The organism is Arthrobacter sp. CDRTa11, from assembly GCF_026427775.1.
In the GTDB taxonomy this organism is placed as follows: domain Bacteria; phylum Actinomycetota; class Actinomycetes; order Actinomycetales; family Micrococcaceae; genus Arthrobacter.
In genome coordinates, this window is record NZ_CP044532.1 from 2,912,990 (window position 1) to 2,931,751 (window position 18,762).

19 protein-coding genes and 1 tRNA gene are annotated in these 18,762 nt (G+C 63.2%); 13 read left to right on the plus strand and 7 right to left on the minus strand.

Annotation, left to right across the window (positions count from 1 at the left end; translation table 11 throughout):
* Window positions 1-6: 6 nt before the first annotated feature.
* Window positions 7-750: a M50 family metallopeptidase gene (locus F8G81_RS13035; protein ID WP_267275156.1), complete on the minus strand. Its 744-nt coding sequence runs from the start codon at window positions 748-750 to the stop codon at window positions 7-9.
* 109 nt (window positions 751-859) lie between these two features.
* On the opposite strand from F8G81_RS13035, the gene F8G81_RS13040 reads away from it, so the two are divergent.
* Complete coding sequence (locus tag F8G81_RS13040; RefSeq protein WP_267275157.1) at window positions 860-1,324, plus strand: GatB/YqeY domain-containing protein; 465 nt, start codon at window positions 860-862, stop codon at window positions 1,322-1,324.
* 93 nt (window positions 1,325-1,417) lie between these two features.
* On the opposite strand, the gene F8G81_RS13045 is transcribed toward F8G81_RS13040, so the two are convergent.
* Complete coding sequence (locus tag F8G81_RS13045; RefSeq protein WP_267275158.1) at window positions 1,418-1,720, minus strand: DUF4193 domain-containing protein; 303 nt, start codon at window positions 1,718-1,720, stop codon at window positions 1,418-1,420.
* 411 nt (window positions 1,721-2,131) lie between these two features.
* Here F8G81_RS13045 and F8G81_RS13050 point away from each other — a divergent pair, with 411 nt between their 5' ends.
* On the plus strand, window positions 2,132-2,773 hold the full coding sequence (locus F8G81_RS13050) for an HNH endonuclease family protein (RefSeq protein ID WP_416377143.1): 642 nt from the start codon (window positions 2,132-2,134) through the stop codon (window positions 2,771-2,773).
* 58 nt (window positions 2,774-2,831) lie between these two features.
* On the opposite strand, the gene F8G81_RS13055 is transcribed toward F8G81_RS13050, so the two are convergent.
* On the minus strand, window positions 2,832-3,725 hold the full coding sequence (locus tag F8G81_RS13055; RefSeq protein WP_267275159.1) for a ribonuclease Z: 894 nt from the start codon (window positions 3,723-3,725) through the stop codon (window positions 2,832-2,834).
* Between the two features lie 135 nt (window positions 3,726-3,860).
* On the opposite strand from F8G81_RS13055, the gene F8G81_RS13060 reads away from it, so the two are divergent.
* Complete coding sequence (locus F8G81_RS13060; RefSeq protein ID WP_267275160.1) at window positions 3,861-4,349, plus strand: DUF805 domain-containing protein; 489 nt, start codon at window positions 3,861-3,863, stop codon at window positions 4,347-4,349.
* A gap of 203 nt (window positions 4,350-4,552) precedes the next feature.
* Here F8G81_RS13060 and F8G81_RS13065 read toward each other — a convergent pair.
* Window positions 4,553-4,635: transfer RNA gene (locus tag F8G81_RS13065), tRNA-Leu, on the minus strand.
* Between the two features lie 174 nt (window positions 4,636-4,809).
* On the opposite strand from F8G81_RS13065, the gene F8G81_RS13070 reads away from it, so the two are divergent.
* The gene (locus F8G81_RS13070; RefSeq protein WP_267275161.1) at window positions 4,810-6,114 is read left to right on the plus strand and encodes a M20/M25/M40 family metallo-hydrolase; all 1,305 of its coding nucleotides are present in this window, start codon (window positions 4,810-4,812) and stop codon (window positions 6,112-6,114) included.
* An 11-nt stretch (window positions 6,115-6,125) separates the two neighbouring features.
* On the plus strand, window positions 6,126-7,286 hold the full coding sequence (locus F8G81_RS13075; RefSeq protein WP_267275162.1) for an acyl-CoA dehydrogenase family protein: 1,161 nt from the start codon (window positions 6,126-6,128) through the stop codon (window positions 7,284-7,286).
* Between the two features lie 9 nt (window positions 7,287-7,295).
* Here F8G81_RS13075 and F8G81_RS13080 read toward each other — a convergent pair whose 3' ends face one another.
* A complete protein-coding gene (locus tag F8G81_RS13080) occupies window positions 7,296-7,529 on the minus strand; it encodes a DUF5703 family protein (protein WP_267275163.1) in 234 nt (77 codons plus the stop codon).
* 39 nt (window positions 7,530-7,568) lie between these two features.
* On the opposite strand from F8G81_RS13080, the gene F8G81_RS13085 reads away from it, so the two are divergent.
* The gene (locus F8G81_RS13085; RefSeq protein ID WP_267275164.1) at window positions 7,569-7,835 is read left to right on the plus strand and encodes a hypothetical protein; all 267 of its coding nucleotides are present in this window, start codon (window positions 7,569-7,571) and stop codon (window positions 7,833-7,835) included.
* A 31-nt stretch (window positions 7,836-7,866) separates the two neighbouring features.
* Here the strand turns inward: F8G81_RS13085 and F8G81_RS13090 are convergent, their stop codons facing one another.
* The gene (locus tag F8G81_RS13090; RefSeq protein ID WP_267275165.1) at window positions 7,867-8,802 is read right to left on the minus strand and encodes an aldo/keto reductase; all 936 of its coding nucleotides are present in this window, start codon (window positions 8,800-8,802) and stop codon (window positions 7,867-7,869) included.
* Between the two features lie 51 nt (window positions 8,803-8,853).
* Here F8G81_RS13090 and F8G81_RS13095 point away from each other — a divergent pair, with 51 nt between their 5' ends.
* On the plus strand, window positions 8,854-9,687 hold the full coding sequence (locus F8G81_RS13095) for an undecaprenyl-diphosphate phosphatase (RefSeq protein WP_267275166.1): 834 nt from the start codon (window positions 8,854-8,856) through the stop codon (window positions 9,685-9,687).
* Window positions 9,688-9,702: 15 nt separating this feature from the next.
* Window positions 9,703-10,986 carry a cysteine--1-D-myo-inosityl 2-amino-2-deoxy-alpha-D-glucopyranoside ligase gene (mshC, locus tag F8G81_RS13100; RefSeq protein WP_267275167.1) on the plus strand — a complete coding sequence of 428 codons (1,284 nt, stop codon included), beginning with the start codon at window positions 9,703-9,705 and terminating at the stop codon, window positions 10,984-10,986.
* A gap of 46 nt (window positions 10,987-11,032) precedes the next feature.
* On the opposite strand, the gene F8G81_RS13105 is transcribed toward mshC, so the two are convergent.
* Window positions 11,033-11,938, minus strand: a complete 906-nt coding sequence (locus F8G81_RS13105) for a PAC2 family protein (protein ID WP_267275168.1) — start codon at window positions 11,936-11,938, stop codon at window positions 11,033-11,035.
* A 150-nt stretch (window positions 11,939-12,088) separates the two neighbouring features.
* On the opposite strand from F8G81_RS13105, the gene F8G81_RS13110 reads away from it, so the two are divergent.
* From F8G81_RS13110 to dop, 5 genes are all read left to right on the plus strand, one after another.
* Window positions 12,089-12,838 carry an HAD family hydrolase gene (locus tag F8G81_RS13110; RefSeq protein ID WP_416377051.1) on the plus strand — a complete coding sequence of 250 codons (750 nt, stop codon included), beginning with the start codon at window positions 12,089-12,091 and terminating at the stop codon, window positions 12,836-12,838.
* Window positions 12,831-13,997, plus strand: a complete 1,167-nt coding sequence (locus F8G81_RS13115; RefSeq protein WP_267275169.1) for a site-2 protease family protein — start codon at window positions 12,831-12,833, stop codon at window positions 13,995-13,997. Before F8G81_RS13110 ends, F8G81_RS13115 begins: the two co-directional genes overlap by 8 nt.
* A gap of 133 nt (window positions 13,998-14,130) precedes the next feature.
* A complete protein-coding gene (locus tag F8G81_RS13120) occupies window positions 14,131-15,195 on the plus strand; it encodes a tRNA (adenine-N1)-methyltransferase (protein ID WP_267275170.1) in 1,065 nt (354 codons plus the stop codon).
* 82 nt (window positions 15,196-15,277) lie between these two features.
* On the plus strand, window positions 15,278-17,029 hold the full coding sequence (gene arc, locus F8G81_RS13125; RefSeq protein WP_267279212.1) for a proteasome ATPase: 1,752 nt from the start codon (window positions 15,278-15,280) through the stop codon (window positions 17,027-17,029).
* Window positions 17,026-18,699, plus strand: a complete 1,674-nt coding sequence (dop, locus tag F8G81_RS13130; protein WP_416377052.1) for a depupylase/deamidase Dop — start codon at window positions 17,026-17,028, stop codon at window positions 18,697-18,699. Before arc ends, dop begins: the two co-directional genes overlap by 4 nt.
* Window positions 18,700-18,762 lie beyond the last annotated feature (63 nt).

Genomic DNA, 18,762 nt, shown 5'->3' on the forward strand with positions numbered 1-18,762 from the left:
TTAAGCCTAGGTGCCGGCTGCAAGGATTGTGGAGATGGGCTGCCAGGCAACCAGCCAGGACCCGGCCACAATCGCTGTAAAAAGGCCTATCCAAATAAAGGAAGGCACCGATGTGGCGCGGTACAGCAGGTAAGCATCCGAACTTGCCAGACGCTCCCTTCGCCGCAGGTGCACCTGCGAAAGCTTCAGCAGGTCCCGGACGGAGGCCACCAACAGGGCGAGCCCAAGGATGACGGCCACGTGGCCTGTGAACGTATGCGGTACAAAAAGTATGAGTGCGGCACCGCCTGCGACCGCCCCAGTGGTGATCAGGAAGCCTGCCACATTCCGTATGAACAGCAGCGATGCAAGCAGGATCAGGGTGCCGGTTGCCAGTGCGGCGGGGCCCCAGCCGCCAAAGCCTGCGGAAACAAGGGCAGCACCCGTCATCGCCGGAACCGGATAGCCCCAAAAACCGGACCAGACGGTGGCCAGCCGTCCACGGCTGTAACTTGTGGTGGTTCCGGAGTGGTCCAGGCTGAGCCGGATCCCTCCGAGTCTTTGGCCGCTGACCACCGCCGCGAAGGCGTGGCCCAGTTCATGGGTGGCGGTGGCCAACAGGCCAAAGTACCTCCACGTGACCCGCGGGACGGACAACGCAATGGCCATCACGAGCACCAGGGACAACTCAAAGAGGGAAACCTCCGGGATGTCGGTGCGGCTGAAGGCTTCAAGGATGCGTTGCCATAGTTGTCCGGGGAAGGAGGTCATACCCTGCAGTGCCGGGAATAGTCATTGTCAGCCATAGACCTCTACGGTACTAGAGGGACGGTTCGCCGCCGCCCTGCCCGATGGGGTGCCCTGCTACTCGAGGAACATCGTGACCACTTTGAAGGAACGCCTGCATGCTGACGTAGTTGCGCACATGAAGGACCGCAACAAGATCGCCCTGGCAACGGTGCGAAACGTTCTGGGCGAGATCGAAACGCGCGAAAAGTCGGGCAAAACGCCCATGGTGCTCGACGACGCCCAGGTAACGTCGCTGCTGCAAAAGGAAGCGGCTAAGCGCCGTGACACCGCCCGGATTTACTCCGAGGCCGGCGAACCTGAACGGGCAGCAGCCGAAATCGCTGAAGCTGAGGTCATTGAGGCGTATCTTCCGCAGGCCCTGACCCCAGCGGAAGTGGAAGCCATCGTGGATGAAACCATCGCAGAACTCACCGCCGAAGGGCAGGCACCCACCTTGCGCCACATGGGCGCCGTCATGAAACCCGTTACCGCCAAGGTGGCAGGGCGCTTCGATGGCAAGGCCGTCAGCGAAATCGTCCGGAGCCGCCTCACCTAAAACGAAAGGCACGTCCACTGTCAGTGGGCGTGCCTCATCGAATCGTGCGGGCGCCGGCGGTTTAAGCCGACAGTGGACTCCGGAGGTCCGGAATCAGCCTTCGCAGTCGGTGCAGTAGCTGTGTCCATCTTTTTGCCGTGCAATCTGGGACCGGTGCCGCACCAGGAAGCAGGAGTAGCAGGTGAACTCGTCGTCTGCCTGGGGAATGACCTGCACGACCAGTTCCTCGGCGACAAATTCGCCTCCCGGAACGCCGGCGCCATCCAGCCCATCGGCCTCATCGAGTTCGAGGACGACGCTGCGTGCGTCCGGTGCATTGGCGGACTGAAGCGCCTCCAGCGAGTTGTCCTGCGATTCCTTGACGTCGGAGCGGAGCTCGTCGTAATCGGTTGCCACTTAGGTGTTTCTCTTTTCTTTGGTTCTGTCTGTCGCGTATGCAACGTACAGCATCAGGCTGGTATTCCCCAATAGGCAGCGACGATCATTTGCACAAAGACACGTCCGGTTGGTGCTTTTGTGACCAATGGCACCGCTGGGAGACGAAATTCCGCGTCTTAAGGCGCGACTGGTGCGAGTTGCCGCCCAATTGTGACGCACAGGAGTCGGACGCGGCAAGAGTTTGTGCGTGCAGGGGATGGGAGGCTTTCCGCGACGGGATCGGCAGTGGCGCCCATGTGACGGACGCCATGGCCAGGTTGCCCGGGCCAGGCCGGGCCGGCAGGTAACCTGTTCGTTCCGGCCACACCTTTAAAGGACACGAATATCTCCAGCTTCCCCGTAAAAGCCCTGTCCCTATTCGTTGCAGCCCTGCTGACCGGCGGCCTGACCGGTTGCGAACCCGGCTCAACGAGGGGCACCGCCTACGCAGGGACAGAGGCGAAGGCCGGCGACGCCGCAGCCGCGCTTGCCCAATTGGAGACAATCCCAGTAAAGGGCCGTGCACCCAAGACCGGCTACAGCCGGGGCGAGTTTGGTCCGGCCTGGGCGGATGTGGACCGGAACGGCTGCGACACCCGCAACGACATCCTGGCCCGTGACCTCGTCGAAGAGACGTTTAAGGACGGGACCCACAATTGCGTTGTGCTGACCGGAACGCTCCCCGACAAATACACAGGGAAGACCATAGCGTTCATCCGGGGAGCCGAGACAAGCTCCGAGGTCCAGATCGACCATCTTGTCCCGTTGTCGCTGGCATGGCAGACCGGTGCCCAGCAGATCAGCGAAGAAGAACGAAAACAATTTGCCAACGATCCCCTTAACCTGATGGCAGCGGACGGCCCGGCGAACATGTCCAAATCCGGCAAGGACGCCGCCACCTGGCTGCCGTCCAACAAATCGTTTCGCTGTGAGTACGTTGCCCGCCAGACGGCAGTCAAGGCCAAGTACAAGCTGTGGGTCACCAAGCCGGAGCATGACGCCATCGCCGGAATCCTGAACACCTGCCAATAGGCTGTCTCCGCTTCGTCCCGGCTTTCAGGCTCTTATCCCTCCACCCGCAGACGACGTTTTAACCCGCCGGGTTAAGCCGCTTCGGAAAAGCAACCCGGTCAAGGTCGTTGGCAATCACCACTGTTGCTCCTCCGGCACGTGCCCTGGCCTGTGCTGCCAGTAAGCCAACGTCTGGGTAGCGGGCGGAGAAGTGGGTCAGGACCAGAGTGCGGACGCGGCCAGCGGCCGCCAAAGCGCCGGCCTGCCCTGCGGTGAGATGCCGGTACTGCGTTGCCAGGTCAACCTCGGCGTCGCTGAACGTGGACTCGGCCACCAGCAGGTCCGCGCCCTCGGCAAGGTCTTCGGCGCCGGCACAGGGTGCCGTATCCATCACAAAGGCGAAGCGTTGGCCCCGCCGCGGAACACTTACATCCTTTATATGTAAGGAACCAAGGCTGCCCTCGCGCTGCAGGCGGCCGACGTCGGGCCCGCTGATCCCTGCCTGTTCGAGCCGCTCCGGGAGCAGCGTATGCCCATCCGGTTCCACGAGCCGGTACCCGTATGTTTCGATCCTGTGGTTCAACGGGCGTATCTCCAGTCCGGGGGCCACGGTGCAACTGCCGGCATGCGGGTGCAACTGCAGGTCAAGGCCCGGCGGAGCAAGGGAAACGAGGGCCCGGACTGCGTCCCCGCCTGAAGCCGGAAAATGCAGGTGGACGGGATGCTTCACGCCGTCCAGGACCATCCGGGAAAGTACGCCGGGAAGCCCAAAGCAATGGTCACCGTGGACATGCGTCAGGCAGATCCGGTTGATCTGGTGGGCCGAAACACCAGCAAACATCATCTGGCGCTGCGATCCCTCACCAGGATCAAACAGTAAACCTTCGCCGTCCCACAGCAGGAAATAGCCGTTGTGGTTTCGGGACCGGGTGGGGACCTGGGAGGCTGTGCCCAGGACGACGAATTCACGCATGAAACTGAGTGTGCCACGCGACTGGACCAGCGACAGGTGGTCACGGGATGAACTTTCTCCATCGAAAGTACATTTAGGGCCCTGTTGGTCCTAGTATTGGGACGTCTCATCACTCTTACATCCGGGGGAAATACCTTGAGTTATCCGCAACAACAACAGCAACAGCCGTTCCTGCAGGCCGGCGAGCCGCCGCTTTGGGCACCGTATTACGGTGCGCCGTTGCCGGTAGCGGTGAAGCGTTTCTTCAAGAAGTACGCAACGTTCTCCGGCCGGGCCAGCCGCAGCGAGTACTGGTGGTGGACTCTCGTCTCCGTCGGTGTCAGCATCATCCTGCAGATCGTTGCGGGCATTATGGGGGCTGCCGGAGCGACCGTTACGGCAGACGGGACGGCCGTCCCGGGGGCAGGAGCAGTTCCTGTCTACATTGTCTTGGTAATCTGGGGCCTCGCCACCATTGTTCCGTCGCTGGCGCTGGCGGTCCGCCGCCTCCACGATGCCAACCTCACTGGTTGGCTGCTCCTCGTGGTGCTCGTTCCGTTCGTGGGTGCAATTGCCTTGCTGGTGATGACCATCCTGGCTTCCAAGCCTGAAGGCCAGCGGTTCGACCAGCCAGGCAGCGTGTAGTAGCCAGTGGCACCATTGGTCAGCTCAACGTGACCGACCAACAGAAGAACCCGCCGTCATGCACGGCGGGTTCTTCTGTTGCGGGGGAGAAGTTGCCTAAGCCACGGGCGTGAGCAACATCACCTCCGCGAGTGAATGCCGCCGGTTTGCGGGTCCACGAAAAAGCCCCTGGAATCAGTGGATTCCAGGGGCTTTCCCTTGTGTGCGCGGAGGGGGACTTGAACCCCCACCCCCTTTCGAGGACTAGCACCTCAAGCTAGCGCGTCTGCCATTCCGCCACCCGCGCAGGTGGTATTTCGGACAACGTTTCCGCCTTTCAGCGGTTCGCTTTTCTCCGAAGCAGCGAGAAAAACTCTAACACGAACTCTACGGAAAGATGGAATCGGGGCGAGTGGGTAGGCTGATGGCAAGCGAGTCGCCCTGGTTCTTAGCAGCCGTTCCCCCGTAAGAGGAGAAATCGATGTCTGACGTCCGTCCCGAGGATGAAGTTGTAGGGATCTGCCAGGACCTCATCCGGATAGATACTTCAAACTATGGCGACGGCTCAGGGCCGGGGGAGCGGGCCGCGGCGGAATATACGGCTGCATTGATCGAAGAAGTGGGCCTGACTGCTGAGATCTTCGAATCCGCTCCCGGCCGCGCCAATGTGGTCACGCGGATGGCCGGCGAGGATCCGTCGGCAAGCGCACTGGTGGTGCACGGGCACCTGGACGTTGTTCCCGCGTTGAGGGACCAGTGGTCGGTGGATCCCTTCGGTGCCGAACTTCGGGATGGCCTGATCTGGGGCAGGGGTGCGGTGGACATGAAGGACATGGACGCCATGATCCTCTCCGTTATGCGGGGCTTGGCGCGCACAGGACGAAAGCCCAAGAGGGACATAGTTTTTGCCTTCTTTGCCGATGAGGAAGCCGGCGGTGAGTACGGAGCCCGGTATGCAGTGGACAAGCGTCCCGAGCTCTTCGAGGGCGCCACCGAAGCCATCTCAGAAGTGGGCGGCTTCTCGGCGACCATTGGCGGCCAGCGCACGTACCTGCTGCAGACCGCAGAAAAAGGCATTTCCTGGCTGCGCCTGGTGGCCCACGGACGCGCCGGGCACGGGTCCCAGATCAGCACGGACAATGCCATCACACGGCTGGCGGCAGCCGTGACCCGCATCGGCGAGTACAAGTGGCCGATTGAGCTGACACCCACCACCCGCCAGTTCCTGGACGGTGTTACTGAGCTCACAGGAGTCGAGTTCGATGCCGACAATCCGGACCTCCTGTTGAACCAGCTCGGAACGGTGGCACGGTTCGTCGGCGCCACCCTGCAAAACACCACCAACCCCACCCTCCTGAAGGGGGGCTACAAGCACAACGTCATTCCCGAGTCAGCGGAGGCCCTGGTGGATTGCCGGACCCTGCCGGGACAGCAGGAACATGTCCTCGAGATCGTCCGTGACCTCGCCGGAGCGGGCGTCGAGGTCAGCTATGTCCACTCGGACGTCTCCCTGGAGGTTCCCTTCGCGGGCAACCTTGTGGATTCCATGATCGACGCCCTGCATTCCGAGGATCCCGGCGCCAAGGTGCTCCCGTACACACTCTCGGGTGGGACCGACAACAAGTCCCTGAGCAGGCTGGGGATCACCGGCTACGGCTTCGCGCCGCTGCAGCTGCCCGATGAGCTGGACTTCACCGGGATGTTCCACGGAGTGGACGAGCGTGTCCCTGCCGATTCACTCAAATTCGGCGCCCGGGTGCTTAACACCCTGCTCACCAACTACTGAGCAGGCCACGTATGACGCCGGAAGAAATCCTGCCCCAGGCGCTGCTGGAGCGCATCCGCGGCCGGGCCGCCGGCTATGACCGTGATAACGCCTTTTTCCATGAGGATCTGGCGGAACTGGCCGCAGCGGGGTACCTCAAGCTCTTTGTCCCTGCAGCCGACGGCGGTGCGGGGTTGGGGCTTGAAGCGGCGGCACAGTGCCAGCGGAGGCTGGCAACGGCTGCGCCTGCCACCGCACTGGCGGTCAACATGCATTTGGTGTGGACCGGCGTCGCACACGTCCTGGCCGAGAGAGGCGACCACTCACTGGACTTCGTCCTCAAGGAGGCCGCGAACGGCGAAATCTTTGCCTTCGGCAATTCTGAGGCAGGTAACGATTCAGTCCTCTTCGATTCGCGGACCGTGGCCACGCCACTGCCCGGTGGCGGCTACAGGTTCACCGGGGCAAAGATCTTCACCAGCCTTTCCCCGGCGTGGACCAGGCTGGGGATCTTCGGAAAGGATGAAGGCGCACGCGGCGGAGAGGGAGAACTGATCCACGGGTTCATCACCCGTGAGACCCCGGGCTACACAATCCTGGACGACTGGAACACGCTCGGGATGCGGGCCAGCCAGTCCAACACAACAGTCCTGAACGCCGCCGAAGTCCCCGCTGACCGGATCTTCCGCAGGCTGCCCGTCGGGCCGAATGCCGACCCGTTGATCTTCGCCATTTTCGCCTGCTTTGAATCACTCCTCGCCGCCGTGTACACCGGCCTTGGAGAGCGCGCCCTGGATCTGGCCGTGGAGGCCGTCAAGCGCCGCACCTCCTTCAAGAACGGTGGCCGCAGCTATGCCCAGGATCCCGACATCCGCTGGAAAGTGGCAGAGGCCGCCATGGCCATGGACAATCTCTACCCCCAGCTCCTGATGGTGACGCGTGACGTTGACAGCCGTGTGGACCACGGGCCGCAGTGGTTCCCCAAGCTCGTCGGACTGAAAATCAACGCCACAGAGACCGCCCGCCGGGTGGTTGACCTTGCCATCAGGGTCAGCGGAGGCTCAAGTTACTTCCAGGGCAGTGAACTGGAGCGCCTGTACCGCGACGTTCTCGCCGGGATGTTCCACCCCTCCGATGACGAATCAGCGCACAATACAGTGGCGAATGCCTGGCTTGGCCCCCTGGAACAATAATGGTTGGGGCTAGACAGTCCGTTGAACCTGCATGACCCTGCGCCGGAGCCAAAAGCGGCGTCCTCCACCGAGGTAGAGCTTGCTGCGCTCGAGTTCCCACTTGCCGTACTCGGAGTGCTCCGCGAGCCGGCGCCGTGCCTCACGCAGTGAATCGTCAGGGCTTACCGTCAGTACGAGGTACTCGTACTGCCTCAAATAGTCCCGTTCCCGGTGGACGGAGCTGGTGAGAAATTGTTCCTTCATTGCTCTCCATTCTCGTCCATTTCCAGCTAACGTGAAGTCATGAGCATCGATCCGCGTGTCGCGCTTCAGTCCTTGACCGCTGCCTTGGAAGAACACCTTATCGCAGCCTCCAACCGGCGAGGCGATGGCGACCCCACAGTGGAAGCAGCTTTTTTCGCTGTTGCCGATGCCTTCGAAGTTTACGAGGACGCACTCTACGAGGCGTACAACGAAGTGACGCCGCTGCAGGTGTTTGACGACGAGGAAGATGAAGAGGAAGACGGCGTCCTGGACGACGACGAGGACCTGGAAATCGTCGAGGAGTAACGTCCGCCGGTTGCAGCAAATGCCGGCAGGATCAGGACGGTTCTGAAACGTCCTCGAGGGCGCGGGAAATCTCCGGCGGCAAGGGTGTCAGCTGGGCATCAAGGATCTCTTTAAGCTGGACAGGCGTCCGGGGGCCCACCATCGCTGTGGCAACCCCGTGTTGGGAAAGCAGCCAGCTGAGGGAGACATCCAGCGGTGTGCGGCCCAACCCCTTGGCAGCCATGGCCACCGCTTCCACCACACGGGACGGCTTCTCTGCCAGGTACGGTTCAACGTAGGGCGCAAGGATGGAGTGTGCGGCCCGGGAGTCGCCAGGGATGTTGCCCCGGTACTTGCCCGTGAGGACACCCCGGCCCAGCGGGGCCCATGCCATCAGGCCCAGACCTGCGTCCTCCACTGCGGGAATGAGCTCCTCTTCCGCCTTCCGCTGAAGCAGCGAATATTCTGACTGCGCAGCCACCAGTGGAAACCCGGCCACGGCGGCGGCCTTGGCAGTTTGCCAGCCGTTGAAGTTTGAGACGCCCGCATACCTGGCCCGCCCGGTCCGCAGGGCGAATTCGAGGGCCGAGAGGGTTTCCTCCAACGGGACGTTGGCGTCCCATGCCTGCGCAAACCAAATATCCACGTAGTCAGTCCCGAGCCTTGCCAGGCTGGCGTCCAGCCCGGACAGCAGCGCGTTCCGTGAGGTGTCCACTGTGCGCCGGCCGTCCGACGTCGACATCCCGGCTTTGGTGGCGATGGAGACTTCGGTCCGGGAGACAACATCCCCCAGCAGCGATCCGATCATCGCCTCTGCGCGGCCGTCCGCATAGGACGCTGCCGTGTCGATGTGCTTGCCACCGGCACTGACGAAAGCGCGCAGCAGGTCCGTGGCGTCCTGTTCATCGGTATCGCCTGCCCAGGACATGGTGCCCAGGGTAAGGGCGGAGACCCGCAATCCACTGTTGCCGACATAACGCTGCTGCATAGCAGCAAGCTTACGGGGAATCATCAGGGTCCATGACGTAGGGTCTTTACCGTGAACTGGTTTGAGGCGGCCCTGCTGGGCCTTGTGCAGGGACTGACCGAATTTCTACCGATTTCATCAAGCGCGCACCTGCGGATTGTGGGGGAGTTCCTGCCGAACGCCGCCGATCCCGGTGCCGCCTTTACCGCCATAACGCAACTGGGAACCGAAACGGCGGTCCTTGTCTTTTTTCGGCATGACATCGTCAGGATCTTCAGGGCGTGGACCGGCGCACTCACCGGCAAAGTGTCCAGGCAGGACCCGGATGCGCGGATGGGTTGGCTCGTTATTCTCGGAAGCCTGCCCATCATCGTCCTGGGGCTTCTGTTCCAGGACCAGATCGAATCAGTACTGCGGAGCCTGTGGATCGTGGCCACCACGCTGATCGTCTTCGGGCTGGTCCTGGCGGTGGCCGATGCGGTGGGCAGACAGGAACGCGAGCTGACCCGGCTGACGTACAAGCATGGTGTCTTTTATGGACTTGCCCAGGCAATGGCGCTTATTCCCGGCGTTTCGAGGTCGGGCGGGACCATCACGGCCGGCCTGCTGATGGGCTACACCAGGGAAGCCGCGGCACGGTATTCATTCCTCCTGGCCATTCCTGCCGTTTTCGGCAGCGGTCTGTTCCAGCTCTACAAGACCGTCACCAACGAGGGCATCAGCGGACCCTACGGCCTGCCGGAGACGGCGATGGCCACCGTCATTGCGTTTGCCGTGGGCTATGTGATCATCGGCTGGTTCCTGAAGTTCGTTTCCACCCGCAGCTACCGCCTCTTTGTCTGGTACCGGATCTTCCTGGGGATGGCGCTGTATCTGCTGCTCGGTTTCAATGTCATCAGCGCCTAGCACTAGGCTTGGCCTGTGAAATCCTGGATATCCCGCCCTGTTCCCGAACTGCCCGGAAGAATGTCCGCCGTACGGCTGTTCGACACAGCCCGCGGCATCGAAGTGACACTTCCCGCGGGCCGAGACCAGTCGATGTATGTCTGTGGAATCACCCCTTATGACGCCACGCACATGGGGCACGCTGCCAGTTACGTGGCCTTTGACCTGCTGAACCGGGCCTGGCGCGACGCCGGGCAGCGCGTTTCGTACGTCCAGAATGTCACCGACGTTGACGACCCCCTACTGGAACGGGCCACAGCCACGGGAGTTGACTGGAGGGACCTTGCGGCCAGCCAGGTTGAGCTCTTCCGGACCGATATGGAAGCACTGAACGTGCTGGCACCGGATAACTATGTTGGGGCCGTGGAATCCATTCCCCTCATTGTCCCGGCGATCGAGCACCTTGTCCGGCTCGGCCTCGCCTATCGCGTGCCGGGTAGTGCGGAAGAACCCGACGGCGATGTGTATTACGACGTCGAGGCAGCCGGCAAGCATTCCGTCCCCGATGAACCGGATGCCTGGACCCTGGGCTCCATTTCGGGCATGGCGGAAACTGAGATGCTGGAGCTCTTTGCTGAACGGGGCGGCGATCCCGGGCGGGCCGGCAAGCGGCAGGCCCTTGATCCACTCCTCTGGCGGGTTGCGCGGGACGGCGAGCCCAGCTGGCCCGGCGGCGAGCTTGGGCCGGGCAGGCCCGGCTGGCACATCGAGTGCACAGTCATCGCCCAGAAATACCTCCCGGCCCCCTTCACCGTCCAGGGCGGCGGCTCTGACCTGATCTTCCCCCATCACGAAATGGGTGCCGGGCATGCGTATTCTCTGGCCGGCGTGCCGTTGGCCCAGCACTTTGCCCACGCCGGCATGGTGGGCCTTGACGGTGAAAAGATGAGCAAGTCCAAGGGAAATCTGGTCCTGGTCTCCGCATTGCGGGCTGCAGGGGAGGAGCCCGCGGCCATCCGCCTGGCTATCCTGGCACACCACTACCGTACGGACTGGTCCTGGACAGGGTCCGGATTTGCCCAGGCGAAGGAACGGCTGGAGTCCTGGCGCCGCGCCCTCGCCAGTGCTCCCGCGGGATCCGCGGCTGGCCTTATTGCCGGGATGCGCGAGGCAATGGCCGCTGATTTGAACGCGCCCGGGGCGCTGGCGGCCGTGGACAAATGGGCTGCGATGGCTACCGCATCAGGCACTGAGGGGAGCCAGCATGACCAGGCTCTTGCCAGCGACGCGATAGATGCACTTCTCGGCGTCCGGCTGTAACGATTTCTTTTTGAGGCCGCTTCCCGTCCGGATGCGGGTCGGCCTCTTAGGGCCGGTCCTGGCCGCGGCGTTTGAGGTACCGCTCAAACTCCCGTGCGATGGATTCCCCGCTCGCCTCAGGAAGGTCGGCCGTATCCTTGGCCTCTTCCAACTGGCGCACGTAGGCAGCGATCTCCGGATCCTCGGTGGCGAGCTCATCAACGCCCCGCTCCCAGGCGTCGGCTTCCTCGGCCAGTTCGTGTGTATCCAAAGGCACCTGCAGCAATTCCTCAATCCGGTGCAGGAGGGCCAGCTGCGCCTTGGGTGACGGCGCCTGGGCTACGTAGTGCGGTACGGCCGCCCACAGCGACACGGTAGGAATCCCGGCGAGCAGCGAGACTTCGGACAGTACGCCCACAATCCCCACCGGACCTTCATACTGGGAGGCCTCCAGGTTCAGCCGCTCCCGGAGCGGCCCGTCGTCGGAAGAGGTACTGACGGGGATAGGCCGGCTGTGCGGAACGTCAGCCAGCAGGGCTCCCACCAGCACCACGTAGTCCACCTTCAACGCCTCCGCATGCACCAGCAGCTCGGCCGTGTAGGCACGCCATTTATAGGAGGGCTCAGTTCCCTGCACAAAGATGACATCCACGTTGGAGCCGGGCGCACTCGCCTTGTAGATGCGCGTAGATGGCCATTTGATCTTCCGTTCACCTGCCGCGTTCCGCCGCACCGTTGGACGGGTGAACTGGAAGTCGTAGTATTCATCAGCGTCGATGGAGGCAACCTTCTTGCCGCCCCAGAGCTTGTTGAGGTAGCGAAGTGAATCGCTCGCGGCCTCGCCGGCGTCGTTCCAGCCTTCAAAGGCGGCCAACATCACGGTCACCCGCTCTCCGTCCGCCACTGGCAGCAGGAACCGCTCGGGCTCGTCCGCGGCATCCGGTTCGGTGGTGTCTCCATCGAAGCTATTCATTTCTTCACCCTACGTCCAAGAAGCTGGGTGATGCATCGAATGAACCGCCAAAAAAACAAGCCGGCGCGGCGTAAGGGTTCAAGGAGGCCCCCATATTCGCCAAGGGCGTAGCCCGCAGCTGGCGTTCAGGTGGCACCGTAGACTGAAACCATGCGATCCACTGCCTCCCCTTCCCCGCTGAGAGCCGTTCTTTGGGACATGGACGGCACCATCGTGGACACGGAACCATACTGGATCGCCGCCGAACACGCGCTGGTCCAGGCGTACGGCGGGACCTGGTCGCACGAGCAGGCCATGCAGCTGGTGGGGCAGTCCCTGACGTTTTCCGCAGGCATTCTGCAGGAGGCCGGTGTCCGGCTGGAGATCCGGGAGATTATCGACACCCTGACTGCCGAGGTCATCCGCAATGTGCAGCGCAAGGTTCCTTGGCGTCCCGGTGCGCGGGAACTGCTGGATGACCTCCACAGTGCCGGCATCCGGTGCGCCCTGGTCACCATGTCTGAAGGCCCGCTGGCACGCCAAATCGTTTCCAGCCTTCCCCGGCAGTACTTCGAATTCCTGGTTACCGGAGACACTGTGGTCCGCGGCAAGCCGGACCCTGAGGCGTACCTGACGGCCGTTGAACTGCTGCGCCAGGATGATCCCGGCCTGAGCGTGGACCACTGTGTGGCGCTGGAGGATTCGGCACCGGGCGTTGCGGCCGCGGTGGCCTCAGGTGTTGCCACCGTTGCCATTCCTCACATGGTCCCGCTGCCGCCAGATCCACGGCACCTCACGTGGGATTCACTGGAGGGACGCACCGTGGCCGACCTGGAATCCATCGCTGTGCGCCGGGGCGAACAGCAGGCCCAAACAACGGCAATGCCGGCAAACGCTTCGAGGAGCCTCGCACTTGACTGAAACGAAAGCGCCCTCCCGCCGGGAGGGCATTCCGCTGGGCAGGATTGCGGGCATTCCCGTCATTTTGGCGTACTCCTGGTTTGTCATCGCCGCCTTTACGGTGGTTGCCTTCGGGCCCGCGCTCCTGGCGAGGAATCCCGCCCTGGGCTTCGCCGCCTACGTCGTAGCCTTTGCCTACGCCGTGCTCTTGCTGATCTCCGTCCTCGTCCACGAACTGGCTCACGCGCTGACCGCCAAGATCTATGGCTGGCCCACGCAGAAAATCGTCCTGAACCTTTGGGGCGGGCACACACAGTTCGAAAACTTCACGGCCACCCCGGGGCGCTCCGTGCTGGTGGCATTGGCCGGGCCGGCTGCCAACTTCGTTCTTGCCGGTGCGGCTTGGCTGGTGCTTTCCATGACGAGCCTTCCCAGCGTGGCGGACATCCTGACAAATATCTTTATGGTGGCAAACCTGCTGATCGGCATATTCAACGTCCTGCCCGGACTCCCACTAGACGGTGGGCGCCTGGTCGAGTCGGCGGTCTGGAAAGCAACAGGAAGTCAGGCAAAAGGCACAATCGCGGCGGGCTGGGCCGGACGCGTCCTTGTTGTCGCCCTGGGTTACTGGTTTATTGTCCGGCCGCTGCTGGCCGGTGAGCAGCCGGACTTTAGCTTCCTGATGATCACCATCCTCGTCGCCGGATTCCTGTGGATGGGCGCCTCGGCCTCCATCCAACAGGGAACACTGCGCAGCAGGCTCCACCTCGTGAGCGCTGTAGCACTGTCCGAACCCGCCGTCGGCATTCCAGCTTCAGCAACGGTGGCGGAAATCCTGCGGCTCTCACCGTCGGGAACCCCTGCAGTTGTTGTCTGCGGCCCGGACGGCCGCCCGCAGGGAGTAGTGGACCCATCGGCTGTTTCTGCCGTTCCCCCTGCCGCCGCGGGAACCACCCCCGTCACCGCCGTGTCCTATGCCCTGGTTCCGGGCGCCTATGTGCCCGAATGGTCCAAGGGGCAGGAGCTCATCCAGTACCTCGCCCAACTGGAGGGCCGGGAATATGCTGTGGTGGACCACCGGGGGACGGTGACCGGGCTCCTGCGGCAGAATGCCGTGCTGGCCGCCATCACCGGCAAGGGTGTCCGGCCCAATGGCTATCCGCAGGGCCAAAACCGGTAGAGTTACGTGCCGGTCGTGCATTGCCGCTGAACGGTTGCCGACGAGGGCCTCTGTGCAGGGCCGGGCTGGCCATAACAGTGCGCGGCCCAACAGTTTCAGCGGCCCCACAGTCTTACAGGAGCGAGGAAGAATCATGAGCAGCGAAACTGCCGCCAACGAAGCCACAGCAGCAACCCAAGACGGTGTTGTTGGCAGCGGCTTGCAGCCAACAGGCGCTGCACGGCGCCGGGGTCCCTTCCGCGAAGGGGAGCGGGTCCAGCTGACTGACGAGCGCGGCCGGATGAACACCATCACGCTGGAAACCGGCGGCGCGTTCCACACCCACCGCGGTTTCCTGAACCACGACGAGATCATCGGCAAGGTGGACGGTTCGGTGGTGGTGAACAACGTCGGCCAGCAGTACCAGACGCTGCGCCCGCTGCTCTCCGATTTTGTGCTGTCCATGCCCCGGGGCGCCGCCGTGGTTTACCCGAAGGATGCAGGGCAGATTGTCACCATGGCGGACATCTTTCCCGGCGCCAGGGTGGTGGAGGCCGGAGTCGGTTCAGGCGCGCTGTCCATCTCACTGCTCCGCGCTGTGGGCGACAACGGCTACCTTCACTCCTTTGAACGCCGGGCGGAATTCGCGGACATTGCCCGGGGCAACGTGGAGACCATCTTTGGTGGCCCCCACCCCGCCTGGAAGGTCTCACTCGGCGATTTCCAGGAGGAAGTGGTCCGCAGCGAAGCCCCCGGGTCTGTTGACCGTGTGGTCCTTGACATGCTGGCGCCGTGGGAGTGCCTCGACGCCGTTGCCACGGTGCTTGCGCCGGGCGGCGTTTGGATCAATTACGTAGCTACCGTCACGCAGCTTTCCCGGACGGCCGAGGCCATCCGCGCCGACGGCCGTTTCACCGAGCCCGATGCATGGGAATCCATGGTGCGCGGCTGGCACCTGGAAGGCCTGGCGGTCCGCCCGGACCACCGCATGGTGGCCCACACCGGTTTCCTGCTGGTGACACGCCGGCTGGCTGACGGTGTCACCGGGATTTCGGTCAAGCGCCGGCCGTCCAAAACGGATTTCAATGAAGAGGACGTCAATGCCTGGACGCCCGGGGCGGTGGGCGAACGGCTGGTATCAGACAAGAAACTTCGCCGTGCAGCGAGGGACGCCATCGCCGGCACCAACGTTAAAGACGAACCGGAGATCACGAACTAGTCCATATTTCGGGAGTCTTCAGCTGTACCTGCCAACTTGGGGCTAAGGTCTTAAGAGAAGCGCAGGAAGGGGCTGATGCATGATGGAGACGCCGAACCAGGACTCCGGACGCACACCGGCGGAGCAGTCTGCCGCCAACGATCTGTCCGTTGCCGACCGGCAGGTTAACATCCTCCGGGACAAACTCAGGCACATCGACCGCCAATTGGCAGCCGCGACACAAAACAACGCCAAGCTGGTCAGCATGCTGGAAACTGCGAAAGCGGAGATTCTTCGGCTGAAGAACGCCTTGGACCAGGAAGGGCAGCCGCCGTACAGCTTTGGCACCATTCTCCAGTTGAATCCGAAGCGGCAGCCGTCGGCCGGCAGCAGCGGGCAAGCCGCAACTGAGGAATCCGCCGACATCTTCAATGCCGGCCGCAAGATGCGGGTGGGGATCAGTCCACTGGTCAACATCAACCAGTTGGCAGTGGGCCAGGAGGTCCTGCTCAACGAGGCACTGCTGATCGTGGCCGGACTCGGGTACGAGCGTGCCGGAGAGCTTGCGACACTCAAGGAAATGCTCGGCGCCGACCGCGCCCTGGTGGTGGGGCGCGCGGACGAAGAGCGGGTGATCCGGCTGTCCGGGGCGCTGCTGTCCGAAAAGCTCAGGGTGGGCGATGCACTGTCCATCGACTCCCGCACAGGATATGCCCTGGAGAAGGTGCCCCGGTCTGAGGTGGAAAACCTCGTGCTCGAGGAAGTCCCGGACATCACCTACGAGGACATCGGTGGACTGGGGCCACAGATCGAGCAGATCCGCGACGCCGTCGAGCTGCCGTTCCTGCACCCTGACCTCTACCGTGAGCACGGCCTGAAGGCACCCAAGGGGATCCTGCTTTATGGCCCGCCGGGCTGCGGCAAGACCCTCATCGCCAAGGCAGTAGCCAACTCGTTGGCCGCCCGGGCGGCAGAACGTTCAGGCAACGTAGACCTGAAGAGCTACTTCCTGAACATCAAGGGTCCGGAACTGCTGGACAAGTACGTGGGGGAGACCGAACGGCACATCCGCCTGATCTTCTCCCGGGCCCGCGAAAAGGCCTCCGACGGCAGCCCCGTAGTGGTGTTCTTCGATGAGATGGACTCCCTTTTCCGCACCCGCGGAACAGGGATCTCCTCAGACGTCGAAACCACCATCGTTCCCCAGCTGCTCAGTGAGATCGACGGCGTGGAGCGGCTGGACAACGTGATTGTGATCGGCGCCTCCAACCGCGAGGACATGATTGATCCGGCCATCCTGCGTCCGGGGCGCCTGGACGTCAAAGTCAAGATCCACCGTCCCGACGCCGAGGCCGCAGCCGACATCTTCAACAAGTACATCACCACTGATCTGCCGTTCCACGAGTCCGATCTGGCAGAGCATGACGGTGACGTCCAGGCAACGGTGGATGCCATGATCCAGCGCACGGTGGAAGCCATGTACTCCACGGACAAGTCCAACGAGTACCTCGAGGTCACCTACGCCAACGGCGACACAGAGATGCTCTACTTCAAGGACTTCAACTCCGGCGCCGTGGTGCAGAATGTGGTTGACCGGGCCAAGAAGTACGCCATCAAGGATTTGCTGACGCTGCACCAGAAGGGCCTGCGGATCGAGCACCTGCTGCGCGCCGTGGTGGATGAATTCCGCGAACACGAGGATATGCCCAACACCACCAATCCGGATGACTGGGCACGCATCTCCGGCAAGAAGGGCGAGCGGATCACCTACATCCGCACCATTGTGCAGGGCAAGGCAGGCCAGGAGCCAGGCAAGTCTATTGAGACGATGCCGAACACAGGGCAGTACCTGTGACGGCTGCACCGGAACCCGTCGTCGGGGGATCGCTCCCCGTCGGCGGGGCCATGCGCGTTATGGGGGCCGAGACCGAGTACGGGATCCATGCCCCCTCGGCCCCCGGCGCCAATGCCACCATGATGTCCGCCCGGGTAGTGCAGGCGTATGCGCAGGTGACACGCCAGCGCGCCGCCGGAGGAGCAGAGACGCGGTGGGACTACACCGACGAGGAGCCCCTGCACGACGCCCGCGGCTGGACGCTTGAGCGGGAATCTGCCCACCCCAGCCAGCTGACTGACCAACCGCCGGTTCTTGACGCCGAAGCCGTGGCCCTTGCCTACGGACGCGAGGAACTGGAACTCGACGGGCAGGACGAGTCAGGCACGCTGCTGATGAACATGGTCCTGGGGAACGGCGCGCGCCTGTACGTGGACCATGCCCACCCGGAGTATTCCAGCCCTGAGGTCACCAGTCCCCGTGACGCCGTGAAGTGGGACGCGGCAGGGGACCTCGTAGCCCTGGCCGCAGTCCGGCGGCTCGCGGCGGATCCGGAACTCCCCGCCGTCAACCTCTACAAAAACAACACGGACAACAAGTCCGTCTCGTACGGGTCCCATGAGAACTACCTCATGCCGCGTTCTGTCCCGTTTGGCGACATCGTGCGGGGCCTGACACCCTTCTTCGTCACCCGGCAAATCATGTGTGGTTCCGGCCGGGTGGGCCTGGGACAGGACAGCTCCACACCGGGTTACCAGATCAGCCAGCGGGCGGATTTCTTTGAAGCGGAAGTGGGCCTTGAGACCACCATCCGGCGGCCCATCATCAATACCCGTGATGAACCGCATGCCACGGCAGACAAATACCGTCGGCTGCATGTGATCATTGGGGACGCCAACCTGAGCCAGGTGTCCAACTACCTGAAGTTCGGCGCCACAGCCCTGGTTCTCAGCCTCATCGAAGCCGGCCTTGCGCCGAAAGTGGAAGTGCACGAGCCCGTCGCCGGGCTGCAGGCCGTCAGCCACGACACGTCGCTGACCGCCAAACTCAGGCTGCTGGACGGGCGCCGGGTAACAGCCCTGGACCTTCAGTGGATGTATCACGAGGCCGCCGCAAAGCTCGCCCAGGACACTGGAGTGGGCGACGCCGTCGACGGGGACGGGCACACCCACGAGGTCCTGGAGCGCTGGGCGTCCACGCTCACGCAACTGGACTCGGACAGGGCGGCTGCCGCCTCGTCGGTGGAGTGGCTGGCAAAGCTTTCCCTCCTGGAGGGTTACCGGGACCGTGACGGACTGGCCTGGGACGACGCCCGGCTTGGCCTGGTGGATCTGCAATGGGCGGATATCCGCCCGGAAAAGGGCCTGTATTACAGGTTCCTCGCGCGGAACCGGATGCAACGGATCATCGACGACGCCGACATCGCCACTGCGGTCACCGAACCGCCGTCGGACACCCGGGCCTTTTTCCGTGGCCGTTGCATCAGCAGCTTCGGCAAGGATGTGGTGGGGGCCAGCTGGGACTCGGTGATCTTTGACGTTCCGGGGTACGGCCGGCTCCAACGGGTGCCCACCAGGGAACCGCTGCGCGGCACCAAAGCACTCACCGGAGGGCTCTTTGCCCGCCATCGGACGGCCGGTCCTTTCCTGGCAGAGCTGCTGGGACACAAGACTGCTCCGCCTCCGGCGTAAACCGCCCAAGCCGGTCAATGGCGTGGCAATATTGGGCATATCGGAAGATCCGTCCCGGATCCG

What these genes read in the sequence shown, in the direction of transcription:
- F8G81_RS13035 (WP_267275156.1), bottom strand. Translation starts at nt 750, where the DNA reads ATGACCTCCTTCCCCGGACAACTATGGCAACGCATCCTTGAAGCCTTC.
- F8G81_RS13055 (WP_267275159.1), bottom strand. Translation starts at nt 3,725, where the DNA reads ATGCGTGAATTCGTCGTCCTGGGCACAGCCTCCCAGGTCCCCACCCGG.
- F8G81_RS13070 (WP_267275161.1), top strand. Translation starts at nt 4,810, where the DNA reads ATGTCTGACGTCCGTCCCGAGGATGAAGTTGTAGGGATCTGCCAGGAC.
- F8G81_RS13075 (WP_267275162.1), top strand. Translation starts at nt 6,126, where the DNA reads ATGACGCCGGAAGAAATCCTGCCCCAGGCGCTGCTGGAGCGCATCCGC.
- F8G81_RS13080 (WP_267275163.1), bottom strand. Translation starts at nt 7,529, where the DNA reads ATGAAGGAACAATTTCTCACCAGCTCCGTCCACCGGGAACGGGACTAT.
- F8G81_RS13085 (WP_267275164.1), top strand. Translation starts at nt 7,569, where the DNA reads ATGAGCATCGATCCGCGTGTCGCGCTTCAGTCCTTGACCGCTGCCTTG.
- F8G81_RS13090 (WP_267275165.1), bottom strand. Translation starts at nt 8,802, where the DNA reads ATGCAGCAGCGTTATGTCGGCAACAGTGGATTGCGGGTCTCCGCCCTT.
- F8G81_RS13105 (WP_267275168.1), bottom strand. Translation starts at nt 11,938, where the DNA reads ATGAATAGCTTCGATGGAGACACCACCGAACCGGATGCCGCGGACGAG.
- F8G81_RS13110 (WP_416377051.1), top strand. Translation starts at nt 12,089, where the DNA reads ATGCGATCCACTGCCTCCCCTTCCCCGCTGAGAGCCGTTCTTTGGGAC.
- F8G81_RS13120 (WP_267275170.1), top strand. Translation starts at nt 14,131, where the DNA reads ATGAGCAGCGAAACTGCCGCCAACGAAGCCACAGCAGCAACCCAAGAC.
- arc (WP_267279212.1), top strand. Translation starts at nt 15,278, where the DNA reads ATGGAGACGCCGAACCAGGACTCCGGACGCACACCGGCGGAGCAGTCT.